Source organism: Streptococcus mitis (genome assembly GCF_005144795.1).
Classification (GTDB): Bacteria; Bacillota; Bacilli; order Lactobacillales; family Streptococcaceae; genus Streptococcus; species Streptococcus mitis_BB.
In genome coordinates this window covers 1-26,017 of the sequence record NZ_SWFJ01000012.1, presented here as the reverse complement: position 1 = coordinate 26,017, position 26,017 = coordinate 1, and the positions used below count along the sequence as shown (strand labels likewise).

At 42.1% G+C, this 26,017-nt stretch carries 22 protein-coding genes, 1 other RNA gene and 2 pseudogenes; 5 read left to right on the top strand and 20 right to left on the bottom strand.

All coding sequences use genetic code 11. The features are described 5' to 3' along the window. Positions 1-133: 133 nt before the first annotated feature. From FBF73_RS08615 to zapA, 3 genes are all read right to left on the bottom strand, one after another. The gene (locus tag FBF73_RS08615) at positions 134-2,470 is read right to left on the bottom strand and encodes an endonuclease MutS2 (protein WP_136937559.1); all 2,337 of its coding nucleotides are present in this window, start codon (positions 2,468-2,470) and stop codon (positions 134-136) included. Between the two features lie 103 nt (positions 2,471-2,573). Beyond that, complete coding sequence (locus tag FBF73_RS08610; protein ID WP_136937558.1) at positions 2,574-3,122, bottom strand: CvpA family protein; 549 nt, start codon at positions 3,120-3,122, stop codon at positions 2,574-2,576. Then, positions 3,119-3,421 carry a cell division protein ZapA gene (gene zapA / locus FBF73_RS08605; protein ID WP_136937557.1) on the bottom strand — a complete coding sequence of 101 codons (303 nt, stop codon included), beginning with the start codon at positions 3,419-3,421 and terminating at the stop codon, positions 3,119-3,121. The genes FBF73_RS08610 and zapA overlap by 4 nt, the downstream gene beginning before the upstream one ends. An 86-nt stretch (positions 3,422-3,507) precedes the next feature. Here zapA and rnhC point away from each other — a divergent pair, with 86 nt between their 5' ends. From rnhC to FBF73_RS08590, 3 genes are all read left to right on the top strand, one after another. After that, the gene (rnhC, locus tag FBF73_RS08600) at positions 3,508-4,389 is read left to right on the top strand and encodes a ribonuclease HIII (RefSeq protein WP_136937556.1); all 882 of its coding nucleotides are present in this window, start codon (positions 3,508-3,510) and stop codon (positions 4,387-4,389) included. Positions 4,390-4,392: 3 nt separating this feature from the next. Then, a complete protein-coding gene (gene lepB / locus FBF73_RS08595; RefSeq protein WP_084864825.1) occupies positions 4,393-5,007 on the top strand; it encodes a signal peptidase I in 615 nt (204 codons plus the stop codon). A gap of 234 nt (positions 5,008-5,241) precedes the next feature. Next, complete coding sequence (locus tag FBF73_RS08590) at positions 5,242-7,608, top strand: ATP-dependent RecD-like DNA helicase (protein WP_136937555.1); 2,367 nt, start codon at positions 5,242-5,244, stop codon at positions 7,606-7,608. 153 nt (positions 7,609-7,761) lie between these two features. Here FBF73_RS08590 and tig read toward each other — a convergent pair whose 3' ends face one another. The 17 genes and pseudogenes from tig to FBF73_RS08495 form a co-directional block, all read right to left on the bottom strand. Next, positions 7,762-9,045 (bottom strand): trigger factor, encoded by a 1,284-nt coding sequence (gene tig / locus FBF73_RS08580; protein ID WP_136937554.1) that lies wholly within the window; start codon positions 9,043-9,045, stop codon positions 7,762-7,764. A 92-nt stretch (positions 9,046-9,137) separates the two neighbouring features. Next, positions 9,138-9,795 (bottom strand): annotated as a pseudogene (locus FBF73_RS08575) (DNA alkylation repair protein). Further along, positions 9,796-10,428, bottom strand: coding sequence for a response regulator transcription factor (locus FBF73_RS08565; RefSeq protein ID WP_077804270.1), 633 nt, complete (start codon positions 10,426-10,428; stop codon positions 9,796-9,798). 13 nt (positions 10,429-10,441) lie between these two features. Further along, positions 10,442-11,437: a sensor histidine kinase gene (locus tag FBF73_RS08560; protein WP_136937552.1), complete on the bottom strand. Its 996-nt coding sequence runs from the start codon at positions 11,435-11,437 to the stop codon at positions 10,442-10,444. Then, positions 11,434-12,132, bottom strand: a complete 699-nt coding sequence (liaF, locus tag FBF73_RS08555; RefSeq protein WP_136937551.1) for a cell wall-active antibiotics response protein LiaF — start codon at positions 12,130-12,132, stop codon at positions 11,434-11,436. The genes FBF73_RS08560 and liaF overlap by 4 nt, the downstream gene beginning before the upstream one ends. A gap of 76 nt (positions 12,133-12,208) precedes the next feature. Continuing rightward, entirely contained in the window at positions 12,209-13,219 is a 1,011-nt protein-coding gene (gene fni / locus FBF73_RS08550; RefSeq protein ID WP_136937550.1) for a type 2 isopentenyl-diphosphate Delta-isomerase, read from the bottom strand. Further along, on the bottom strand, positions 13,203-14,210 hold the full coding sequence (locus tag FBF73_RS08545) for a phosphomevalonate kinase (protein WP_136937549.1): 1,008 nt from the start codon (positions 14,208-14,210) through the stop codon (positions 13,203-13,205). The genes fni and FBF73_RS08545 overlap by 17 nt, the downstream gene beginning before the upstream one ends. Next, positions 14,197-15,150 carry a diphosphomevalonate decarboxylase gene (mvaD, locus tag FBF73_RS08540; RefSeq protein WP_136937548.1) on the bottom strand — a complete coding sequence of 318 codons (954 nt, stop codon included), beginning with the start codon at positions 15,148-15,150 and terminating at the stop codon, positions 14,197-14,199. Before mvaD ends, FBF73_RS08545 begins: the two co-directional genes overlap by 14 nt. After that, positions 15,132-16,010 (bottom strand): mevalonate kinase, encoded by an 879-nt coding sequence (gene mvk, locus FBF73_RS08535; RefSeq protein ID WP_136937547.1) that lies wholly within the window; start codon positions 16,008-16,010, stop codon positions 15,132-15,134. Before mvk ends, mvaD begins: the two co-directional genes overlap by 19 nt. A gap of 121 nt (positions 16,011-16,131) precedes the next feature. Next, positions 16,132-16,659 (bottom strand): annotated as a pseudogene (locus tag FBF73_RS08530) (hypothetical protein). Positions 16,660-16,758: 99 nt separating this feature from the next. Beyond that, positions 16,759-17,448, bottom strand: coding sequence for a response regulator transcription factor (locus FBF73_RS08525; RefSeq protein ID WP_136937546.1), 690 nt, complete (start codon positions 17,446-17,448; stop codon positions 16,759-16,761). 11 nt (positions 17,449-17,459) lie between these two features. Beyond that, on the bottom strand, positions 17,460-18,884 hold the full coding sequence (gndA, locus tag FBF73_RS08520) for an NADP-dependent phosphogluconate dehydrogenase (protein WP_000158778.1): 1,425 nt from the start codon (positions 18,882-18,884) through the stop codon (positions 17,460-17,462). A 75-nt stretch (positions 18,885-18,959) separates the two neighbouring features. Next, positions 18,960-20,396 (bottom strand): cell division site-positioning protein MapZ, encoded by a 1,437-nt coding sequence (gene mapZ, locus FBF73_RS08515; RefSeq protein ID WP_136937545.1) that lies wholly within the window; start codon positions 20,394-20,396, stop codon positions 18,960-18,962. A 12-nt stretch (positions 20,397-20,408) separates the two neighbouring features. Further along, the gene (locus tag FBF73_RS08510) at positions 20,409-21,566 is read right to left on the bottom strand and encodes a THUMP domain-containing class I SAM-dependent RNA methyltransferase (RefSeq protein ID WP_136937544.1); all 1,158 of its coding nucleotides are present in this window, start codon (positions 21,564-21,566) and stop codon (positions 20,409-20,411) included. Between the two features lie 84 nt (positions 21,567-21,650). After that, an RNA gene (gene rnpB, locus FBF73_RS08505) (RNase P RNA component class B) lies at positions 21,651-22,032 on the bottom strand. 20 nt (positions 22,033-22,052) lie between these two features. Beyond that, positions 22,053-22,382 (bottom strand): cell division regulator GpsB, encoded by a 330-nt coding sequence (gene gpsB / locus FBF73_RS08500; protein ID WP_124787539.1) that lies wholly within the window; start codon positions 22,380-22,382, stop codon positions 22,053-22,055. A gap of 69 nt (positions 22,383-22,451) precedes the next feature. Then, positions 22,452-22,979 carry an SLOG family protein gene (locus tag FBF73_RS08495; RefSeq protein ID WP_124787540.1) on the bottom strand — a complete coding sequence of 176 codons (528 nt, stop codon included), beginning with the start codon at positions 22,977-22,979 and terminating at the stop codon, positions 22,452-22,454. A gap of 66 nt (positions 22,980-23,045) precedes the next feature. Between FBF73_RS08495 and recU the strand changes: the two genes are divergently transcribed. Both recU and pbp1a read left to right on the top strand, forming a co-directional pair. Beyond that, positions 23,046-23,642 carry a Holliday junction resolvase RecU gene (gene recU / locus FBF73_RS08490; RefSeq protein WP_136937543.1) on the top strand — a complete coding sequence of 199 codons (597 nt, stop codon included), beginning with the start codon at positions 23,046-23,048 and terminating at the stop codon, positions 23,640-23,642. Next, complete coding sequence (gene pbp1a / locus FBF73_RS08485; protein ID WP_136937542.1) at positions 23,639-25,828, top strand: penicillin-binding protein PBP1A; 2,190 nt, start codon at positions 23,639-23,641, stop codon at positions 25,826-25,828. The genes recU and pbp1a overlap by 4 nt, the downstream gene beginning before the upstream one ends. Positions 25,829-26,017: the final 189 nt, after the last annotated feature.

Here is a 26,017-nt window from a genome sequence, read left to right as displayed (position 1 = left end):
TATATGTATATATAAAGGAAGGGTATACCCTTCGGTTTTATTCAATTTTCTAGTTCTATTATAGCATATTTGAGCATGTTTAAAAGAAATGATAAAAAAGCCTTGAGGAACCACATATTTCCTCAGGCTTTTCTTATCCTTTAAAAGTCACAATGGTCGCACCACTGCCTCCAGCATTTTGTGGGGCATAGCCAAAACTCTTGACATGCTTGTTTCTTTGTAGGTATTTGGTGACACCTTCACGGATGACTCCTGTTCCGATACCATGGATGATATCAACTTGAGCCATATTATTAAGCAAGGCTTGGTCAATAAAGGCATCTAGCTCATTCATGGCCTCTTCGTAACGTTTGCCTCGAAGATCCAGTCTGGCTTGAGGTCCTCGCCCAGAAGTTCGTTTCACAACATTGACTTGTTTCTTCTTGACTTGCTTTTCTTGCTGGGCTTGAACAAGGTCAAACTCTTTCTCTTCCAAGGTCATCTTAATCAAGCCAACTTGGGCTTCCCAGCGGCCGTCCTTGAGTTGACTAGTCAGGGTACCACGCTGGCCATAACTGAGAACCACGATATCATCTCCCACCTTTGGAGCTCGTTTTTTCTTAGCTTTTTGAAGGACCTTATTTTTAGACAAGTCCACTTTTTCAGGAGCCAATTTTTTCAGCTTGGCCTTGGCTTCAATGATTTCGTGGGGTTTAAGTTGGGATTTGCTGTGGAGATTCTTGAGAATCTGGTCACTTTCACTGAGAGCCATGTCTACAATCTCAGCAGCCTGTTCACGCGCCTTGTTGAGCTCGGTTTCCTTTTCACGATTGAGTTCGTTGTAAAGTTTTTTGAGAACACGATTCATCTTGAGATTTTCTTGCTCCACCTCACGAATATTATCCAAACGTTTACGGCTTTCCAGCGTCTGCTCTTCCAACTGCTCAATAATCCGATTGACATCATTGTCCTGATCGACCTGCTGACTGGCATCCCCTACGATAACTTCAGATAGGCCCAGACGTTTGGCAATTTCGAAGGCATTGCTTCGGCCAGGAACTCCCTGCATAAAGCGATAAGTCGGGCGAAGAGTTGCAGTATCAAACTCCATGCTGGCATTTTGCACAAAGGCTGTCTCAATACCGTAGGCCTTGAGTTCCGGATAGTGGGTGGTCGCCATGGTCTTGACTTGACGCAGGCGAAGGTCCTCCAGAATAGCCATGGCAAGGGCGGCTCCCTCTTGAGGATCGGTACCAGCCCCCAACTCATCCAAGAGCAAGAGTGAATGTTGATTGACCTTGCCAAGAATATCCACAATATTGGTCATGTGACTAGAGAAGGTAGACAAGCTCTGCTCAATAGACTGCTCATCTCCAATATCAGCAAATATTTCTTCAAAAATACCCACACGACTTCCCTTGTCTGCTAAAATCGGCAAACCAGACTGGGCCATGACCTGCGTCAAGCCCAGAGTTTTAAGCATGATGGTCTTTCCACCTGTATTGGGACCTGTAATGACAATGGCTGTTAAATCTTGACCAAAATGGACATCATTTGCGACGGCATTTTTGACCAAAGGATGGCAGACATGGAGCAGTTGAATCTCCTGATTTTCTGACAGCTGAGGAACGACCGCTTGTCTTTCTTGGATAAAGCAGACCTTGGCACGAATCAAGTCCAGATGACCGATAATCCAAGCATCATTGGCAATCTCAGCCGCATGAGGGCGAACACGCTCCGAGATTTCTTGGAGAATGCGAAGCATTTCATAGCGCTCATCTGCTCGCAAACTGGCAATTTCTTCGCTCAGTTTGACCACCTCACGGGGTTCGATATAGACGGTATTTCCACTAGCAGAAATATCATGAACGACACCTGCAATCTTATTACGGTAGGTGTTTTTGACTGGTAAAACCTGACGGCCATTTCTGCTGGCAACAATCCCTTCTGTCAACATCTGCGCTTTTTGCTTAAGCAAATCTTGCAAAACATCGCGGACCTGACTCTCGCTATCATGGATTTTTCTGCGGATTCGTGCCAATTCTTCACTGGCAAAATTTTCAATGAAACCTGCATCATTAAAGGCTTGGAGATTTCCTTGTAATTGCGGAAAATCATGTAATTTCTCAAACCAAAGGGCTAATTCTTCCAAGCTGACATTTTCCAGATTGGCATAAAAACTTTGCAGTTCTCTGCTAGAAAGAAGCACGCGCTTCAAGAGTAGGAACTCCTCGATATTGAGGTCCGCCCCCATCTCCAACCGCTTGCAAACTCCTGCGATTTCCTTGGTTGCAAGAATGGTAAAATGCGGTTGCTCAACAAAAAGAGCCTTCATTTCCTTCATCTCAGCAAAAGCCTGTTTGATTTTATCTGCTTTGGCTGTCGGAGCTAGCTGTCTCAATTGCTCCAAGCCCTGCTCGGTCAACAAATGGGGTTCAAACAAAGCCTTGACCTTATTGAACTCTAATGTTTCTAATATTTTCTTATTCATCTTTATTTCCTTGTCTTTGAATGTCTAGGTGTGATAGCTTTTTACATTCTGATAGATTCGAGTCAAATCTGTAAACAAAGGGCTAGGAAAACTCCTGCCCTTTTTATCCGATTAAATTTGTCACCCAGATTTGTTTGAGCCAACTGGTTGTTACTGGTACGCTCTGGATGATATGTTTTGCGACGATACTCTTTTCAAGAGGATTTTGTATAGCTGCCATGGGAATGGTTGCTAGTATGGTCAAGGCCATTTGCAAGACAAATAAGGTCACCAACATGGACAAGATACCTGCTGAAACTTGGAACAACTTACCACCCAGTTTTTTACTAGGAATCAAGTGTAAGAGGAGACCAAGCAAACGACCGATGCTATAGACAATCCCAAATACAAGCAAATAGCCGATCCCTGCGTAAAAGACCTTATCCAACTGAAAGAGTTGATCCGATGGGAAAAAGAAAGTTCCCTGACCTTCCTGCGGATTTGCATAAGGGAGCAATAAATGGAACTGCTCTCCCAGCCCCTTGTAAAACTGGCCAGCCATAAAAGCAGATGCCATGGCTGAAATCAGGTAATAAACCTGTAAGAGCAGGCCTCTCCGATAGCCGATATAAAATCCCCAAGCCAAGACCAATAGAAGAAGGAATGAAATCATAAGTAATCCTCAATCTTGCTCTGTTCTTGCTTGCAATTCACAAGCTTGTGACGGAGCTCTTCTAATTCTTGCTCCTTATCATCAAATTCAATCTCACGGCTGAGCTGAGTTGATAAACAGTTGACTGCCAACAAAAGAGCGATTGTTTCATCATCTGCGCTAGGCATTTGTTCTTTAATTGCTTGGTATTTTTCTGTCGCAACCTTGGCGATTTCCTCCATAAAAAGGTTATCATGCTCGCTTGTCAAGGTTAATGATTTTTTCCCGAATGTAAATTTGAATCGATTTAGATTTGCCATAAAATTCACCTCACGATATTATACCAAAATTCGCTAATTTTGTCAGTTTTTACAAATTTGCCTGCTTTTGTGGTACAATAGAAACTATGGCAAGTATAACACTCACACCAAGTGAAAAGGAGATTCAGGCTTTTCTTGAACACTATCAAACCAGTCTGGCTCCCAGCAAGAATCCCTATATCCGCTACTTTTTGAGACTACCTCAAGCAACGGTTTCTATCTATACTTCTGGAAAGGTCTTGCTTCAGGGTGAAGGAGCTGAGAAATATGCTAGTTTCTTTGGCTATCAAGTTGTAGAGGAAACCAGCGGACAAAATCTCCCTTTGATTGGGACAGATGAGGTAGGGAATGGTTCCTACTTTGGTGGACTTGCAGTTGTGGCTTCCTTTGTTACACCTGACCAGCATGCCTTCTTACGAAAACTAGGTGTGGGGGATTCCAAGACACTGACCGACCAAAAGATCCGTCAGATTGCCCCTATCCTCAAAGAAAAAATCCAGCACCAGGCACTGCTTCTCTCACCAAGCAAGTACAACGAGGTCATCGGAGACCGCTACAATGCTGTTTCGGTTAAGGTAGCCCTCCATAACCAGGCTATCTATCTCCTCCTTCAAAAAGGTATTCAGCCTGAGAAAATTGTGATTGATGCCTTTACCAGTGCTAAAAATTATGACAAGTACTTGGCACAAGAGACCAATCGTTTCAGCAATCCTATCAGCTTAGAAGAAAAGGCTGAGGGCAAATACTTGGCTGTCGCAGTTTCTTCCATCATTGCGCGTGATCTCTTTCTGGAAAATCTTGAAAATCTAGGACGAGAACTGGGCTATCAACTTCCAAGTGGAGCTGGAACGGCTTCTGATAAGGTGGCTAGCCAGATTTTGCAAGCCTATGGTATGCAGGGACTCAACTTCTGCGCCAAACTGCACTTTAAAAACACTGAAAAAGCGAAAAAACGCTTAGAAAGGTAAGTTATGAATTCATTTAAACATTTCCTAAAAGAGTGGGGATTGTTCCTCCTAATTCTGTCATTACTAGCTTTAAGTCGTATCTTTTTTTGGAGCAATGTTCGCGTAGAAGGGCATTCCATGGATCCTACCCTAGCGGATGGCGAAATCCTCTTTGTTGTTAAGCATCTCCCTATTGACCGTTTTGATATCGTGGTTGCCCATGAGGAAGATGGCAATAAGGACATTGTCAAACGTGTGATTGGAATGCCTGGTGACACCATCCGTTACGAAAACGATAAACTTTACATCAATGACAAAGAGACGGACGAACCTTATCTAGCTGACTACATCAAACGTTTCAAGAATGACAAACTCCAAAGCACCTATTCAGGCAAGGGTTTTGAAGGAAATAAAGGAACTTTCTTTAGAAGTATCGCTGAAAAAGCTCAAGCCTTCACAGTTGATGTCAACTACAACACCAACTTTAGCTTTACTGTCCCAGAAGGAGAGTACCTTCTCCTCGGAGATGACCGCTTGGTTTCTAGCGATAGCCGCCACGTAGGTACTTTTAAAGCAAAAGATATCACAGGGGAAGCTAAATTCCGCTTCTGGCCAATCACCCGTATCGGAACATTTTAAGAGACCTAAGAGGCCGAGAATCAGCAATCTCAGCCTCTTCTTCTATCATGAGAAGTGATTGTTTATTGACTAATACTCTTCGAAAATCAAATTCAAACCACGTCAGCTTCTATCTGCAACCTCAAAACACTGTTTTGAGCAACCTGCGGCTAGCTTCCTAGTTTGCTCTTTGATTTTCATTGAGTATAAAATAAAAACAACCCCAACTATCACCTATTCATACAAAGGAATTTTATGGAAGTTTATTTTTCAGGAACCATTGAACGGATTATTTTTGAAAATCCCAGCAATTTTTATCGCATCCTCCTCCTAGAAATCGAAGATACGGACGCAGAAGATTTTGATGATTTTGAAATCATTATCACGGGCACCATGGCTGATGTGATTGAGGGAGAAGACTATACTTTTTGGGGACAAATTGTCCAGCACTCCAAGTACGGGGAACAACTGCAAATCAGCCGGTATGAACGCGCAAAACCAACTAGCAAGGGCTTGGTTAAGTACTTTTCAAGTAGCCATTTCAAGGGAATTGGTCTCAAGACAGCTCAGAAAATCGTGGACACCTATGGTGACAATACCATTGACGAAATTCTGCAACACCCAGAAAAGCTAGAAGGTATCTCAGGGCTCTCTGCCAAAAATCGCGAGGCATTCGTCTCCACTCTTCATCTCAACTACGGAACCGAGATGGTTTTGGCCAAACTTGCCAACTACGGCATTCCCAACAAACTAGCCTTTCAGATTCAAGACTTTTACAAGGAAGAAACCCTTGATGTGGTTGAAAATTATCCCTACCAGTTGGTCGAGGATATCAAGGGTTTGGGCTTTACCATTGCTGACCAATTAGCGGAAGAACTAGGCATCGAAAGTCAGGCTCCTGAACGCTTCCGCGCCGGTCTAGTACATAGTCTTTTTCAGGCCTGTATGGAAACAGGGGACACCTATGTTGAAGCACGGGATTTGCTGGAACAAACCCTTACTCTCCTTGAGTCTTCTCGTCCCGTGGAACTGGATCCCAGCCAAGTTGCCCAAGAACTCTCCTACCTGATTGAAGAAGACAAGGTTCAGCAGGTTGATACCAAGATTTTTGACAACAGCCTCTTTTTCGCTGAGGAAGGCATCCGCAGTCACTTGGTTCGTATCCTTGAAAAAGGAAAACAGAAGAGCCAGGATTTAGAAACCATTCAAAAACATATCACTACTGTCGAGGAAGAGCTGGGAATTGAGTATGATAGCATTCAAAAACAAGCTATCTGTGATGCTATCCAGAACAAGATCTTTATCCTGACAGGTGGGCCTGGTACTGGTAAAACAACTGTTATCAATGGTATCATCGCTGTTTATGCCCTTTTAGAAGGACTTGACCTCAGGAAAAAAAGCAATCTGCCGATTCTTCTTGCCGCTCCAACTGGCCGAGCAGCTCGGCGCATGAATGAATTGACAGGTTTGCCTAGCGCGACCATACACCGCCACTTGGGAATGACAGGTGACGATGATACCAGTCATCTGGAAGATTATCTAGATGCTGACTTTATCATCGTGGATGAATTTTCAATGGTGGATACTTGGCTGGCCAACCAACTCTTCTCCAACATCTCTTCTAACAGTAAAATCCTCATCGTGGGCGACAGCGACCAGCTCCCGTCTGTCAGTCCTGGACAAGTTCTAGCTGATCTGCTTCATATTCCCTTGATTCCTCAGACTCGCTTGGAAAAAATTTACCGACAAAGCGAAGAATCAACTATCGTCACCCTAGCTAGTCAGATTCGACAGGGAATCTTGCCAGCTGATTTCACCCAGAAAAAAGCTGACCGTTCCTACTTTGAAATTGCTAGCGGACATATTCCCGCCACTATTGAGAAAATCTTAGGCGCTGCCCTCAGAAGCGGCATCCCTGCCCGAGATATCCAAGTTCTGGCTCCTATGTACCGAGGAACTGCAGGAATTGATGCCATCAACCAGCTCATGCAAGACCTCCTGAACCCACCACAAAAAGAACAACTCAGTTTTGAAGCTCCCCAGTGCCACTATCGTAAGGGCGACAAGGTCATTCACTTGGTCAATGATGCTGAAATCAATGTCTTTAATGGAGATTTAGGAGCTATCACAGACCTGATTCCTGGTAAATACACCGAGTCGAAACAAGACGAAATTGTCATTGATTTTGATGGCAATGAGGTCTCTTACCCACGTAACGAATGGTACAAAATTCGCCTGGCCTATGCCATGAGTATCCATAAATCGCAGGGAAGTGAATTTCCTGTTGTCATCCTACCTATCACCAGTGCTAGCAGGCGTATGCTGGAGCGCAATCTCATCTATACGGCCATTACACGCGCCAAAAGCAAGCTTATCTTACTAGGCGAATTACAGGCCTTCGACTATGCTACCCAACACATTGGAACTGCCCGAAAAACCTATCTGATTGAACGCTTCAGTGATTTATTGGAAACTGTTGAAGAAAAGCAACCAGCGGTCTCTGAAACTGCCACATCAAGTACCTCTGAAGAATCCTACATCCTAACCGAAGAAAACTGGGACAGCATCCCAGCCATGATTGGGATTACAGATGCAGACCTCAAAGAGATTTTTGGAAAATAGTGCATAAGAAAACCCACCAATTCAGGTGGGATTTTTGTTTATTAATACTCAATGAAAATCAAAGAGCAAACTAGGAAGCTAGCCGCAAGCTGTACTTGAGTACGGTAAGGCGACGCTGACGTGGTTTGAATTTGATTTTCGAAGAGTATAAGATTATTTAACTGTTGCTGTGCTTGTAATCAACTCAACAGCTTTTTTGATTGTGATATCATGTTTCAACATATCAGCTGAAAGCAAGCTTTGTACTTGTGCAACTTCCATGTTGTAATCTGCAGCCAATTGCTCGATTTCTTTTTGGATTTCTTCGTCAGTAGCGTCAAATCCTTCAGCTTTCGCAACTGCTTCGATAACAAGGTTAGTCTTAGTACGTGATTCAGCTTCTCCCTCGTATTGTTTGTGAAGGTCTTCTTGAGTAGTTCCTGTGATTTGGAAGTACATGTCAGGGTTGATACCTTGACGTTGCAAGTTTCCAAGGAATTCATTTACTGAACGGTGAACTTCTTCGTGGATCATTTCTTCTGGAAGTTCTACGATTTCAGCGTTTTCTACAGCTTTATCAATTGCTGCACCTTCAACTGCATCTTTGTAAGCTTCTTCTTTAGCAGCAGCCAATTCGTTACGGTATTTTTCTTTCAATTCAGCAAGTGTTTCAACTTCTTCGTCGATGTCTTTTGCAAGTTCATCGTCAAGAGCTGGAACTTCTTTAGCTTTTACTTCGTGGATAGTTGTTACGAATTTAGCTTCTTTACCTGCAAGGTCTTCTGCTTGGTAGTCTTCTGGGAATGTTACAACTACATCAACAGTTTCGCCAGCTGAGTGACCTACCAATTGGTCTTCGAAACCAGGGATGAATTGACCTGAACCAAGTCCAAGTGAGAAGTTTTCACCTTTTCCGCCATCAAATTCAACACCGTCGATAGAACCAACGAAGTCGATGACAACAGTGTCGCCATTTTCAGCAGCAGCTTCCTTGATAACCAATTCAGCCAAGTTGTTGCGTTCGCGTTCGATACGCTCTTCAACGTCAGCATCAGTCACTTCTTTTTCTAGATCAACTGATACTTCAAGGTTTTTGTAGTCACCCAATTTTACTTCAGGTTTTGTAACGACTTCAGCAGTGATAACCCAGTCTTGACCTTTTTCCATTGAAGTTACGTCAATTTTTGGTTGAGCAACCACTTCAAGACCAGCTTCTTTTACAGCTGCTTCATAAGCATTCGGCAAAAGAGCGTTCATAACGTCTTGATAAAGTGACTCTTCACCAAATTTTTTGTCGAAGATAGGACGAGGAAGGTGACCTTTACGGAAACCTGGAACATTAAGAGATTTCTTCACTGAGTTGAAGACACGGTCCAATTCTGGTTTGATTTGGTCTTGAGAGATAGTGAAAGTCAAGACACCACGGTTTGTTTCTTTGTTTTCAAATGATACAGACATTCTGTCATTTCTCCTTAAAATTTTTTAAATACAGTCTATTATAACATAAATGGGCGACTTTTTTCAAGTAATGAATGCGCTTTTCAATGACGCTAGAGGTACTTGCTTGCTTCTTTGATACTAAGGTCAGCCATTCTTTCCTTGTTTTTCTCAATGAAGCCTGCTACCCAAGCTGGATTGGTTTTGGAGTAGTCTCGCAGAGCCCAGCCAATGGCTTTATTGATAAAGAATTCTGTTTGGTTCAAGTTATGAAGCAGAATCTTTTCCATTAATTGAACATTGGTCTTCTCTTTTCTTAACAACTGGTGGTCAATAGCGACTCGTCTCAGCCAGATATTGTCTGACAGGCTCCATTTTAAGATTATTTCTTCTAGTTCAGGGCGGTCATACACCAAACTCCCTACTACTCGGTCTAGGATATCCACCGTATCCCACCAGGATTTTGTGACGACCAGACGCTCAAGCTTAGGTAAATCGTTCTCCGTTAGATAAGACTGCATGGCTTTCAAATAATTTGCAGTCACATACTGGTATTCTCTAGATTCTTTTTCCCAGCAAGTATCTAAAAAATCCCAATCGATGGCCCTTGTTTTTTTTCGCTTTTGGAAAGTATTTTTTATAGAGTTTATTTCTTTCAGGCGCCGCAATGCCTAGAAAGGAAAATTGATGGCGCATATAGGCTTCCATGGCCCCTGCTTTTTGAGAATCTTTTGCGGCTTCTAGCTCCACAAACAAATCTGCTAGACTCATCTAAAACTCCTCATGCCCCACCAAGTGGTGCTGAAAGGCATAGACTGCAGCCTGGGTACGATCGCTGACTTCAAGTTTGGCTAGGATATTAGACACATGGGTCTTGACCGTCTTGAGAGAGATAAAAAGTTCGTCTGCGATACGCTGATTTTCGTAGCCCTTGGCGATGAGTTGGAGAACATCTCGCTCACGCGCAGTCAGGTCCTCATGTAGTTCTATGTGATTGCGGTGATACTCGACCTTCTTGCTGACCTCTTGCTCAATGGCCAGCTCCCCAGCAGCCACCTTACGGACGGCATGGAGTAGTTCGTCTGCACTAGAAGTCTTAAGCATATAGCCTTTAGCACCAGCATTCAAAACCGGCATTATTTTTTCATTGTCCAAGTACGAAGTCACAATCAAAATCTTGGCTTCAGGCCATTCTTTAAGGATAGCTAAGGTCGCATCAATCCCATTCATCTCAGGCATGACAATATCCATGACAATGACATCTGGACGCAATTCCAAGGCTAAGTCAATACCTTGAGACCCGTTTGCCGCCTCGCCCACAACCTCTACATCGTCTTGGAGGTCAAAGTAGCTTTTCAAGCCCAATCGGACCATTTCGTGGTCATCTACTAGTAAAATTTTCATCTTTACTCCTTTATCATTCCTCATCTAACAGGGGAATACGGATATCAACTGCCAGCCCTTGCTTGGGAGCTGTCAATAACTGAACTGTCCCTGCCATATCTTCGACTCGCTCCTTGATGTTTCGCAGTCCATAACTCAAGTCGTCTAAGCTCCCTAACTGGAAACCAATCCCATTGTCCACTACCTTCAGTTGCAATTCAACATCTGTCTGATAGAGATAGACATCTAGGCAAGAGGCCTGGGCATGGCGGAGGGTATTGCTGATCAACTCTTGCAGGATACGGAAGATATGCTCCTCAATTTTCTTAGGTAATTTCGTTACATTTTGCTTGAAACTAACCTTAAGATCACTCTTATCCTCAAGTTCTTTTAAGAGGATTTGGATCCCCTCAACCAGACTCTTCTGCTCCAACTCAACCGGTCGCAAATGCAAGAGTAAGACTCGTAAATCCTTCTGGGCAGTTTCTAAAATAGCTGTGACACTCTGCAACTGGGTCTGCATCTTTTCTCTATCCAATTTCAAAGCCTGCTGACTGATACCCGATAAAATCATGTGAGCCGCAAACAACTCCTGACTGACTGTATCATGCAAATCTCTAGCAATCCGCTTCCGTTCTTTCTCGATGATTTCCTCTTCCTGAGCAAGACTGTGATTTTCAGCTTTTTGAAGAGCTTCTGTCAAGAGGTTAAGTTTGCCTGACAAGGACTTGAAGCTGGCATCCAAATCTGGATCTGCAAGCTGAACCACTTCTTGCCCTGCCAACAAACGCTTGAGATTAGCCTGCATTTTTCTTAGAGAAAGCTCTTCAACACCTCTCCAAAACAAGGCTAAGAGAAAGGTCATGGACATACTGAAGACCAATAATAAAAAAACAAATTTTTCTGTTTTTTCTATATCATGCAAGAAAATAGACCAGTCAAAGTCAAGCATTTCCAGCAAGCTGTGGGAGAAAAATAAGACAAACAAAATGGAGGTGAGAGCAATCATTACATAGGCTTGTTTTTTCATCCTCTGACCACCTCCACATCGCCAATCATAGTGGTCAAGAAAATCTTGACACTCTTGTTACTCTTGAGATAGTCTCTTGTTTCTTGATGATAGTGTTCATTGCGGAGGGCTCGCTTGGGCTGGTTGAAAAAAGTCAAATCACCATAGAGACAGTTAACGCTAAGACTGACTTCCACATCTACAGGTACAATGATTTTGGTCGTTCCTACCATCTTTCTGAGAATAATGACATTGTCATGATTGGTTAGAATGACCCTCTCTAGATGAATGGTATCCTTGCCCATGAGACGAAAGAGATTGATATCATCAAACTGGCAAGTCTGGTAGCTTGAAAAATGATGAAGATTTCCAAACCAACGATTTTTCTCCTTCTTAACCGTCACCACCTCTTCAAAAACCAAATTGGTCTGCTCTTTTTCCTGGTTCATCATCGGATAAAGAAGAAAGAGGCTATAGATAACCGCAACAAAAATAGCTAGAATCACAAAAGGATTGAGCATGACGATAAAAAAGAAGAGAATGGTTGCCACTACTAAAAAAAGATTATTACCCTCTTTACCAGTGTAATAGCGAATCAAAAGCAAAAAGAGGAATAAAATCAGCAGAAAACGCGAAAAATGCTCTGATACCATCAAAATCAGAGCTCCTGTCAAAAGACAGGCTTCAATAAATAAAAAGATTTTAAATTTTCTCATAGGTGCATCCTCTCCCTTCTATTTTATCACAATTCAAAAAAGTCACCTCAGTCTGAGGATGGAAAAAAGGCGGTGGTTACGCCTTTTTCATCTGATCCTTTGCTTCTTTTAATTTTCCATAAAGAAGATAGTCTACTTTTTGCAGATCGGCTATGGTAGCACAATTAAGGGCACACATAATCAAACGCAGATCTTCTTTCCAGCCTTGAATAATGCCAATCACTTCTTCAACCGTGTAGCTTTCAACCAATTCCAGAACTGTTCGAGACAGTCCCACGGCTTTGGCACCAAAGACCAGGCACTTAATCATATCCAGCGGATTGCGAACCCCTCCACTGACCAAGAGTTCGACCTTGTCTTTCCAGTATTGGGCATTGAGAAGGGCCTGCATGGTGGACTGGCCCCATTGATTGAGGTAATCACGTTGACCACTGCGACGGTTTTCGATATAGGCAAAGCTGGTACCACCACGACCCGATATATCAAAGGTTCGAACGCCCAATTCATAGCCTCTTTCGATGGTTTTCACATCCATTCCAAAGCCCACTTCCTTGAGAACAATAGGTACAGGGATTTGCTTGCTGTAGTCTGCTAGATGTGATTGCCAGCTTCTGAACGACCTTTCTCCCTCGGGCATGAGTAATTCCTGCATGACATTGACATGCACTTGCAAGAGGAGAGGATTCATCTCTTCTACAGTCTGAAGTCCTAACTCGACAGACTTGTCCAATCCAATATTGGTTCCAAGGAGGAGATTTGGATGACTAGACTTAACAGAAAAAGAGGCATCTGTTGGATCCTTAAGGGCTGCGCTATAAGAACCCGTCACAAATAAAATTCCACAGGTTTCTGCCACCTGAGCCAGCTTTTGATTGATTTCTCTTCCCTTATCGCTTCCACCTGTCATGGCATTGATATAGAAAGGAAAATCCCACTTTCGACCAGCAAACTCTGTCGACAGATCGATTTCATCCAGGTCGTAAAGAGGCAAGGAAGAATGAATCAACTCCACCTCATCAAAGCTATTATAAGAACTTTTCTGCTCAAGAGCATAGCGGATGTGCTCATCCTTACGATTTGTCGTCATGTCCTATCCTTTCTTGGTATAAGAGCTCAATCCCCAGATCGGCCCAACGGTTTCTTAGGGTTTCAGTTGATTGCTCATCAAAACTCAAGGCAATACCACAATCACCACCGCCAGCGCCACTACTCTTGGCAACAGCTTGCAAATCTTGACTGGCTTCTTTCAGCTGTCTAAGCGGAGGCGTGTAAATATCTGTGCTCAAGCCTTCTAAAAGCTTGCTGGCTGTTTCTACTTGCTCGATAATTTTTTCTGTTTTTCCCTTCCCCAAGGCTTCTACCAAAGAAACCACCGTTTCTTTTGAGGAACTTAAAAAATTCTGATTGATATTTTGCTTGATTTGCTTGACCATATCACTAGATACAGCCACTTCCTTGGTCCATCCCACTAGGAAATCACATTCTAAAGTTGGTTTCACTTGTGAAATTGAAAAGCCCCAATCACGCTCTAAAACTGTCGACAAATTTTCTTCTTCCAACCAAGCAGCCACCCTCTGGCGATCAAATGACTGGTAAAGAACCAATTCCTCTGCCACAATACAGGCAAGGTCTCCCATAGAACCATTGTCTCCTCGCTTGAGTAAAACAGCGCTAGCCAGCTTGAACAAGAGATTCTGATCAACCGAAAGATTATACAGAGCCAGCAGAGCCTTGATGACCAAAACAACGACGCTACCGCTAGAACCTAGACCAAACTTTTTCCCTTCTCGTTCCATTTTTCCACGGATTTCCAAAGAAAACGGTCGCAAGGTCTGCCCACGATAAACGAGGAAATCTTCCACTAAAGCAATCGTTTCTTGAATCAAGCTATAGTCAGGATTTGGCGTCAAACCCACTGCGAAATCAAACATATCCGAATAAATACGATAACTATCAGAAAAAGCAATCTCGCCCCTCATATAGATGGGAATGGCCTTTATCAAAGCCAACTGCCCTGGCTCTAAAATAGCATATTCACCTGCCCAATAGAGTTTCCCGCAAGTTTTAACAGCAATCATCTTGACTCAAATCCTTTGTTTTTGACACAATCAAGCGATAACGTTGACCGAAGATTTCTGATAAATGCTCCAAGTCTTTCTCTTGACAGAGTACTTTGACATTAGGACCAGCATCCATAGTAAAGTAGCAGGATTCCCCTTGCTCACGAAGCTGGCGAACAAAGTCCATGGTTTCATAGCTTGCATCCGTCAGATAAGAAAAGGCTGGTGATGCTGTTTTGGTCGTAGCGTGCATAGCAAGGGCATTTTTCTCAGTTAATTCCCCAACCTTGGCAAAATCATTTTCTTTGAGGTAAACCAACATATCCTGATAATCCTTCTCAGACTGACGCACCCAGTCATCAAAGGTCGTCGAGGTTTCCACACAAAGTTTCATCCCGTCACGGCTAGAGATTGGTTTTTTCTCATCCTCTAGCACCAACATAATCATAGCTAGTTTCAAGTCTGTCTCTACAGGGTAAATCTCTCCGCTATCCTTGTCCCAGGCACCTAATGGTCCATAAAAACTCCGAGAGGAAGAGCCTGAGGCAAACTTAGCCTCCTGTGCTAACTGACTTCTATCCAATCCAAGCTTGAAATAAGCATTGCAAGCCTTGACCAAGGCGGACAAACCACTAGAACTTGATGATAAGCCCGCTGCGGTAGGCATATTGTTTTGAGTGTCAATACGAACAAAGCCATCACCATCTGGACGGTAGCGGTCAATAATCTTACTCATCTTGGCATGCTCAGCCTCATTTTGTAGCTGACCATTGATATAAAAGGCATCAGCTGTCGCATCCGTCGGTAGAGATGACAAAGTCGTCTCCGTGTACATATTTTCCAAAGTCAGAGAGATACTGCTAGTAGCAGGAACCATCTCTTTTTCTTTTTTCTTTCCCCAGTATTTGATAATGGCAATATTTGCGTAGGAACGTACTGTTACAGGCTCTCTATCCATGTCTGAACAGCTCCTTTCTCTTCTAATCTTTCTGCTAGTTCTTGTGCGTGTGTTAAATTATCTGCCAAGGCTATAATACAGCCTCCTAGCCCACCACCGCTCATCTTGGCACCCAGAGCACCATGGCTAAGAGCCGTTTCAACCAGATGGTCCGCCTCAGGGCTACTAACACCAATTTCTTTTAGATGTAAATGCGCTTGACTAAGGATTTGTCCCAGTCCTTCAGCATCTTTTCGTGAAATCGCTTCTTCTGCCTGCTGGGTCAATTCTCCCAAGGCATGCAAAAACGGCAGGGCATCCTTCCCCTTGCTTTGAACCACTTGAATAGCTTCACGAGTATGACCATAAACGCCCGTATCAGCAATCACCAAATAGGCAGATAAATCCATCTCAAGCTCTGTAAATCCTACATTCTTAATAAATCGAATAGGCTGGTCACTGAGACAGGTCTTGGCATCCAAACCACTTGGATTCATATGGGCAATCATCTCCGCCCGATTGACCAAGATTTCTAATATATCATGAGGCAGATTTACCTGATAGTAGTCAAATACCGCACGAATGGCCGCTATGCTGATAGCAGCTGACGAACCCATTCCCCGTTTTTCAGGGATAGCCGAGTCAATCTCACAGCGAATGCAGGCTTCTGTGATATCTAAATACTCCAGTGAAGCATAAACTGCCATGGACAAGGTATCTTCCTCATAGAGGCGCCAAGGACTCTCTGCAGGAACTACCTTACAAGTCACCTCCACCTCCAAAAGAGGCAGGGAAATGGCAGGATAACCGTAAACGACCGCATGCTCCCCTATTAAAATTATCTTACTATGTGCCTGACCGACACCAACTTTTTTTGTCATGTTATCCTTTTACTAGACGGAAAGACCGTCTTATTTTTCACACAAGTATTTATTCTTTCCTATCTATTTTATTATATTTTCACAAAAAAAGCGATTGTTTCCTTCACAATCGCCTCTTTCATTATTGAATCCATTCGCCATTATAGTTAACGTAGTAGCCATCTACAGTGGTATTCACTGCTAAAGCACCTGAGCTATAAGCATAGTACCATTTGCCATTGACCTGGAACCAACCTGTCTTCATATCTCCATTACTTGCATTTAGGTAGTACCAAGTTGAACCATCTTGATACCAACCAGTTTTTAAAGTATGATAGCTACGCTGATCTTCAAAATAATAGACTCGTTTCTCTGCTGGGCTATCATATTTTTCCCCATGATGTTTGTTGGTGTTTGTAGCAGTTTTTGCTTCTAAAATTTACTTTCCAACAAATTCTTGTAGTACCCCATCTTGACTAAAGTAAAACCAATCTGGTCTAAAAGTAACATCTTGCCTCAGAGAAGAACCAATCGTAACCCCTTTGTGTGGAGCAGGTATATATTGCCAGCCTTCTGAATCAGCATCATCCGCCAATACTGCACTTGTTGCTAGCAAACCGAAGAAAAAGACTGCTAATGCGATTTGCATCAATTTTTTTATTATTTTCATTAGACCTATCCTCCATAACTGATTATAGCAAAGACCAAACCGCATGTCAATATATAGAAAACCCCTCAAAAAAGCAGTTACAAAACTGCAACTGCTTCTCTATTCTTGCATGGTGTAACCAACACCACGAACGGTTTTAATGTAGCTTTTTTGACCTTTTACATCAATCTTGCTACGTAGATAACGAATATAGACATCCACGATATTGGTTTCGGTCGCACTTTCATACTTCCAGACACTTTCCAACAACTGCTCACGAGTCAGGACTTTCTTGCTTCCCATAAGAGTAGCCAAAAGATCATACTCACGACGAGTCAAAGCAATCATCTCCTCGCCACGATAAACGGTATGATGTTCTACATCCATACGCAGATTGCGGTAAGACGTTGGAACCTTCATCTGACTACAGTGTTGGTCGATGAAGTCCCGACCTCGGAAAATCGCTGAAATACGAGCCACCAAATTGTCAATAATAACCGGCTTATAGATGTAAGAAACGGCAAAGCGTTGGATTGTCTCAATCTGATCTTGCAATTCTTCACGATGGTCCAAGACCATGATAACTGAGGCTGGCTTAGTCCGACTCAGCTTGTCTGCAAAATCCTGGGCTGTTATATCCCCCAGATGAGCATTCAATAAAATCAAGTCATAGTCTGTCTGAAGAGCCATGGAGAGGGCTTTTTGCCCCTCCTCAACCTGATCAACTCGGTATTGCTCTTTTTGGAGTTCCAAACTTAAAAAATGAGCTAGATTTCGTTCTTTCTCAAGTAATAAAATCCGTTTCCCCATGGCAGACCTACTTATTTTTCGTCATACCAAGAGTAGTGGAAGGTTCCTTCTTTGTCTTTACGTTGGTAAGTGTGGGCACCAAAGTAGTCACGTTGCGCTTGGATCAAGTTAGCTGGAAGGTCAGCTGAACGGTAGCTATCAAAGTAAGTAATAGCTGCTGAGAAAGTTGGCACTGGCACACCAGCTTGAACAGCAAGAGCTACGATATCACGCACTGCTTGTTGGTACTTAGCAGTGACATCCAAGAAGTATTCATCCAAAAGAAGGTTTGCAAGGTCTGCATCACGGTTGTAAGCATCTGTAATCTTTTGCAAGAAACGAGAACGGATGATACAGCCATCACGCCAGATAGATGCGATATCTGCAAATGGCAAGTTCCAGTTGTTTTCTTTAGAAGCTACACGCAATTGCGCAAAACCTTGTGCGTATGAAATGATTTTTGAGAAGTAAAGGGCTTGACGGATTTTTTCAATCAACTCAGCCTTGTCTCCTTCAAATTTGAAGGCAGCTGGTTTTGGAAGAACCTTGCTAGCATGTACACGTTCTTCTTTGTAAGTAGAGATGTAACGTGCAAATACTGACTCAGTGATTAGTGACAATGGCACACCAAGGTCAAGAGATGATTGGCTAGTCCATTTACCAGTTCCCTTGTTACCTGCGGCATCAAGAATGTAGTCTACGATTGGTCCATCTTGACCTTCATCGTCTTTACGGCTCAAGATATCAGCTGTGATTTCGATCAAATAGCTGTCTAACTCACCCTTGTTCCACTCAGTAAAGATTTCAGCCATGTCTTCTGCAGAAAGACCTAGCAAGTGTTGCATCAAGTCATAGCTTTCTGCGATCAATTGCATATCACCATACTCGATACCGTTGTGGACCATCTTCACGTAGTGACCAGCTCCATCAGGACCGATGTAAGTCACACATGGTTTGCCATCTTCTGGTGCTTTAGCTGAGATTTCTTCAAGAACATCCGCAACCAATTCGTATGCTTCTTTTTGTCCACCAGGCATGATAGAAGGACCTTCAAGGGCACCTTTTTCACCACCAGAAACCCCAGTACCGATAAAGTTGATACCTGAGTTTGCCAATTCTTCATTACGACGGATGGTATCTTTGTAGAAAGTGTTTCCTCCGTCGATCAAGATATCACCCTTGTCAAGGTGTGGAAGAAGGGCTTGGATAGTAGCATCTGTACCAGGTCCAGCTTGAACCATCAGCATGATACGACGAGGTTTTTCGATTGAGTTTACAAAACTTTCAACGTCATAGCTTGGTACAAAGTTCTTTTCAGGATGGCAAGCAATTACATCTTCAGTTTTTTCTTTACTACGGTTGTAGATAGCAACTGTGTAACCACGAGATTCAATATTAAGGGCAAGGTTACGACCCATTACGGCCATACCTACGACACCAAAGTTAGCTTTTGTCATTTGACACTCCTCTTATTTGATTTGTTTTATTTTATCATTTTTACTTTTGAAAAGAAAGAATTTTGTAACGACTGCTTAGTAGTCCAAAGCATCCGCATGTCCAGAACCATTTCCAACAAAGTATCCTGTCTTACAGTTAAGAGTAAAGAGATAGGTTCCATCTGGCGTGTAGAGGTTGTAATAACCATTGCCATTAACGATATTGACACGTTCAAGGATGTATTGGTTACCAGTGATATAACCACGTGAGCGTGAAGTCGCTAGGATTTGTTCCAAGACGCCATCCGCGAAATCCCAAGCAGAGTTATTGCTATCATCAACAGCCGATTGATTGAACGGCACACGACTCGAAGCTCTCTGGAGGTCAACTCCAGAACTTGATAAACCGCCATGGCTATCATCACGTGCAGAAACTGAATTGTTTGATGAGGCGCTTGAAGATGGACTTGTGTTGTCTGTAGCCCTCTCTGTTGATGAACTTGAACTTGCTTGACTTGAGCTTGAACTTGAAGGAGCTGTTTGTTGACTCTTACCTAGACTAATAGCCTTATCTAGTAATTTATCAAGCTCCGTATTTCCAGTTTTTATCTCTGTAAATTTAGCATCCGATTTAGCTTTAGCGTTAGTGTCCAAAACACCATCAACAATAGCTGGCTTCTCAAATTGAGCATTTACATCTTGAATAGCCTTAATTTGCGTTTCAAGGCTGTCATACTTAGATTTTGCAAGCGTATATTCACGACTACCTTCCAACTTATCAAGCAAGGTTTTAAGTTGGCTCAGCTTATCAAACTGGCTATTTTTCAAAGCCGTTTTGTTACTATCTGTATAGAAGGCATCATAGAGAGTATTAAACTCTTGTAATGCTGTTTGCGTAGCTTGGTCGGTTGAAGCTGATTGTGAAGATTGTATCTCTTGGTTTGAACGTGAGATTTGACGGTAGACAAAATAGCTCCCCAATAAGATAACAATTGCAATCAGTACTGAAGCGATGATCATCACTCGTTTCTTTATAGAGTCTGCTTCTGTTTCTGGCTCTATAGCAGTAGCTCTCGACAGTAAAACTGTCTCATCTTCTTGGACCTCGTCATCTTCATCAACACCTTCCCTAGTTACAACTAGAGGTTCTATCTTTTGACTTTTTTCCTCTAGAGGAGGCAAAACAAAGTCTGAACTATTTGTGTCTGTAGCATCTGTAGAGGCTTTTTCTCCTAACTCCTCATCTGCAGTAGTATCACTCGTTTCTCGAACTGCTTGAATCAATTCCTCTAAACTTTGAGTGGCTACTAGCTCTTCTTTTTTGAACTGTCGTGTTTCAAACTTATCTGCTTCAATCTCTTCACGATGTTGCTTTATATATTTATCTAAAATACTATCTTCTGGAAGCACCCCAGCTTCAACTTCCTCATTCTTACGAATAACTTGACCTACTGTCAAATCTTTAGCTTCATCAAAATCAAATTGTGGTTCTTGGTCATGTTTCTCATGCCAATCACGTCTCTTCTGATCCATATCTTATCCTTTCTACTTCACTTCTTGGCGTTTAACACGCTGACCAAAATATTGATATAAATCAACTTTTAAGGTTCCATTGTACAACTTACGCTTCTTATCCGCTTGACTACCGTACTTGGTCTCAAAGGCTTCATCGCTAGTTAGGATAAACTTGCTCCACGTTTTCAGTGGTGCAAAGACCTGTCCCATCTCAGCATAAAGCTTGGTAACCCCTGCATCATCTGACAAGCGTTCACCATAAGGCGGGTTAGAGATAATCACTCCATTGATTTTATCGGAACGTAAATCCTGCACGCGCATCTGCTTAAAGGTAATATCTCCTGCAACCCCTGCCGCCTGGGCATTAGCCTTAGCAATTTCCACCATACGTGCATCGATATCACAGCCCATGATGTCCAGTTCCCGTTCACGATCCACTTTTTTAGCCGCCTCTGTACGTACTTCTTGAATTAGTCGATCGCTAATCCAGTTCCATTCCTCAAATGCAAAAGAGCGACGAAGTCCTGGTGCCATCTTCCTAGCAATCATAACTGCCTCGATACAGAAAGTTCCTGAACCACAGGTCGGATCAATCAAAGGCTTATCTGGATACCAGTTAGAAAGTTGTAAAATGGCTGCCGCCATGTTTTCCTTGATAGGAGCGCCACCCTTTTCCGTACGATAACCACGTTTAAAGAGGCTAGTCCCTGTCGTATCAATCATGACAGTTGCTATGTCTTTAAGAATAGAGACCTCAATCTTAAACTCTGGACCATTCTCCATCAGAGGAACACCTTCTGGGCGGGCGTAGTGTTTCTGCAATTTCTTGACAACAGCTTTCTTTGAAATAGCCTGAACACTGGGCTCATTGTGAAGTTTAGATTTAACACATTTTGCTTTTGAAATTGGGAACCGAGCTCCAAGCGGTAAATAATTTTCCCAATCTAATGCGAAAACTCCTTGAAAGAGCTCCTCAAAAGTCTTAGCTGGGAAAGTTCCTACAATAATCTTAATACGATCTGCTGCCCGAAGCCAGAGGTTGGTTTCGATAATGGCTCTTGCATCTCCTTGGAAACGAACACGACCGTTTTCAACCTGACAATCGTAGCCAAGCTCTCGCACTTCACGTCCCACAACAGCCTCGAGTCCTGCTGCAGCAGTCGCGATTAAATTAAATTCTTTTTTCATTTTACAGTCTTGTAAGACCTTTCTTTTGTTCACTTTAAAAAATGAGGTTGAGAAAATTTTCTCAGCCCCAACCTATATGCAATTTTCTATAAGCCATGTTTTGTTCCAGAAGTGACTAGGACCACTTCCTTCGATAATCATCTGTCTACCACTAACAGCCTACAGCTGATAGCAGTCAGAGTACTACGTTCGTTTCCGTGTACTCCATGCCCCGACCGAAATTTGGGTTGCTAGCTTGAGGGGTTTACCGCGTTCCACTCTCTCTGTTTCCAGAAAGACTCCGTCACTGTGGCACTTTCAAGCCTACTCTGACCTATCCAAGGACTTAGCCATTTCAACTGCCGTAACGATTTCTCGTCCCTAGGCTTATGATTTCGCCTAGCACAAACACTACAGGCATCACAGCCTGTGCTAGCATGGACTTTCCTCATGAAAAGCAATTCTCCTCACGCGATTATCCAAAAATTGCACTCATCCATAGTTCTATTATAAATCTTGATTATCTAAGATTTGTTTACCAAACACTTCTTTTTCAAGTCGATTTAAGCGTTTTAAAATATCAAAATTTGTTACTGAAGTAGAGCTTGTTACCTCAATTGAATCCGGCTGAGGTGTAGTAACCTGCGGTTTACTAGATAATTCACTCTTCAAATCAGCTATCTCCTGACGTAGTGATTTAACCAAAGCTGCATAAGTCTCATAGTCCTTGATGACATCGTCCAAAAATTCATCAACTTCAACCTTACTATATCCACGGACCTCACGTCCAAACTCTTGCTCAAAAATATCTTTTGCTGAAAAAATAATACTTGCCATGTCCCTCTCCATTCTCGGTTGCTAGTATTATTATATAAAAAAAGGCAAACAAAAATCAAGGTCAAAGGCTTACTTTTCAGAAAAATTTTCTGCCATTTCATTTAAGGATTCAAAAGTTAACCTTCTTGTAAAATAGTTCTCTTGATTTTTCATCATTTGATAAAAATGCCGTAATTTTGTCTCATTTTCTTCATCATAAAATAGATAAGATTCATCCGTGTTTTCTAGTAGAAAATGTTGATAATCTCGTAATTGTCCCTTATGTTCATACTTTGAATAGGCATATTTTACAAAATCAACTTGTTTGAACTCACTTAATTTTATTTGGTTAGCTTCATTCCAATTACTTCCATGAGTTTCAAAATCAAATATTGTCGCCAGCTGAAAGCCATAATCTTCTTTCATCTCTCGAGCTACTTCTAATACCCAGTATTCGAATCCTAGATTTCCTGTGAATACAAGCCAAGTCACACCTTCTTGAGCCATAGATTCTAAATCTTTTTGAATCGCTTTTTTTATCACTTTCAACCTAGGATCTTTATCATTATAAAGTCCCAGATCAAAAGCTGAATATCCTAAAATTAAAGCTGTAGTCATTTTTAACCCTTTCTTTGTAATTTTATGATATAATAGAGTGATGTTATTGTACCAATAAGGAGAATTATGGTCAACTATCCTCATAAAATTTTATCATCAAAAAGAAACACTCCTCTATCCAAAACTAAAAATTTCGCAAATAGAGGAATGTCCTTTGAAAAGATGATTAATGCCACGAACGACTACTACTTGTCTCATGGGCTGGCTGTTATCCACAAGAAACCCACTCCCATCCAAATCGTACGTGTCGATTATCCACAACGAAGTCGAGCAAAGATTGTCGAAGCCTACTTTAGACAAGCTTCAACTACTGACTATTCGGGTGTTTATGATGGATACTACATCGACTTTGAAGCTAAGGAAACTAGGCAGAAACATGCGATTCCGATGAAGAATTTTCACCTTCACCAGATTCATCACATGGAACAAGTCCTTGCCCAGCAAGGAATTTGCTTTGTGCTCCTGCACTTTTCTTCTCAGCAAGAAACTTATTTATTGCCGGCTATTGACTTGATTCGTTTCTATTATCAAGACAAGGGACAAAAGTCAATGCCACTTGGATATATTCAAGAATATGGATATTTGATTGAGCAAGGCGCCTTTCCTCAAATTCCCTATCTCGACATTATCAAAGAACATTTACTAGGTGGTAAAACAAGATGAACAAACAAACTATCCTGCGAATAGCTAAGTATATAAGCATCGGCTTCTTAACTGTATTTATCGCAGCTGTTGTCCTAGGCGGAGGGCTTTTCCTCTACTATGTTAGCAAGTCTCCGTCTCTGTCCGAAAGTAAACTAGTCGCGACAACCTCAAGTAAGATATACGATAGCAAAGACGAACTGATTGCCGATCTTGGAGCAGAACGTCGTGTCAATGCGCAATCAAATGAAATTCCAACGGAATTAGTTAATGCTATTACTTCTATTGAGGACCATCGTTTCTTTAATCACCGTGGAGTTGATACTATTCGTATTCTTGGGGCAGCATTGAGAAATCTCCGAGGTGGAGGGGGACTCCAAGGAGCTTCAACCTTAACTCAGCAATTGATTAAGTTGACTTATTTCTCTACTTCAACTGCCGATCAAACCTTATCACGTAAAGCTCAGGAAGCTTGGCTAGCTGTTCAACTAGAGCAAAAAGCTACGAAACAAGAAATCCTAACCTACTACATTAATAAGGTCTACATGTCAAACGGTAACTATGGAATGCAAACTGCTGCACAGAACTACTACGGGAAAGATCTTAAAGATTTGAACTTACCGCAGTTAGCACTCCTCGCAGGAATGCCTCAGGCTCCAAATCAGTATGACCCATACTCTCATCCTGAAGTAGCTCAAGAACGACGTAATCTTGTCCTATCTGAGATGAAGGGACAAGAATTCATCACGGCTGAGCAATATGAAAAAGCAATCAACACACCAATTACTGAAGGTCTACAAAGCCTAAAATCTGGTAATAGCTATCCTGCTTACATGGACAATTACCTTAAAGAAGTAATTGATCAAGTAGAACAAGAAACTGGCTACAACCTTCTAACTACTGGTATGGAAGTCTACACCAATGTTGACACCGAAGTTCAACAACATCTCTGGGATATTTACAATACTGATGAATACGTTAATTATCCTGATGATGAACTCCAAGTAGCTTCAACTATCGTAGATGTAACAAATGGTAAAGTCATTGCTCAGTTAGGTGCCCGTCACCAATCAAGTAATGTATCTTTCGGAGTCAACCAAGCCGTTGAAACCAACCGTGACTGGGGTTCTACTATGAAACCTATCACAGACTATGCTCCTGCCTTAGAATACGGTATCTACGATTCAACTGCTTCAATTGTTCACGATGTACCTTATAATTATCCTGGCACAAATACACCTGTTTACAACTGGGATAAAGGTTACTTTGGAAATATTACTATCCAGTATGCTCTTCAACAATCACGTAATGTCACAGCGGTTGAAACTCTTAATAAGGTCGGTTTAGATAAAGCAAAAACCTTCCTAAACGGACTTGGTATTGATTATCCAAGTATGCACTATGCGAATGCTATCTCTAGTAATACAACTGAATCCAACAAACAGTACGGAGCAAGTAGTGAGAAAATGGCAGCTGCCTATGCAGCCTTTGCAAATGGTGGTATCTACCATAAACCAATGTATGTTAACAAAGTTGTCTTTAGTGACGGCAGCTCAAAAGAATTTTCTGACCCTGGCACTCGGGCTATGAAAGAGACGACTGCCTATATGATGACAGAAATGATGAAAACTGTTTTAGCATACGGAACAGGTCGTGGTGCCTATCTTCCATGGCTACCTCAAGCTGGTAAAACTGGTACATCAAACTATACAGATGAAGAAATTGAGAAATATATCAAAAACTCAGGCTATGTTGCACCAGATGAAATGTTTGTCGGCTATACTCGTAAATATTCGATGGCTGTATGGACGGGTTACTCAAATCGTCTTACTCCTATTGTTGGTGATGGCTTCTATGTTGCAGCCAAGGTTTACCGCTCAATGATGACTTATCTTTCTGAAGATAATCATCCTGGAGATTGGACTATGCCTGAGGGCTTATATCGAAGTGGAGAATATGTCTTTAAGAACGGTGCTCGTCCTACATGGACTGCTCCTGCTACTCAACAAAGTTCTACACCCGCTCCTGCGAGTCAGGCTCCAGAGACCTCAACCTCTCAGTCAAGTGTAGCGACACCAAACGCAAATCCAAATCCAAATGCAAATACAGCTACTCCCAATGCTGGAACCAATGAGAATACGGTAACACAACAACCAAGTACCAATCAAGGTCAGCCTAACCAAAATCCTCAACCAGCTCAACAATAAATTACTAACCACCCAATTTTGGGTGGTTTTTCAATCTTTTCTTTGTTAAATCAATAATTAGAGGCTCTATAATATTCGTAGTGGGTAAATCCCCTATAGATATTATGGAGCCTATTTTTGTGTAGAAAAAAAGTCCCATATGACCTATAATGAAAAGCGACTAAACAACTCATTAGAAAGAATCATATG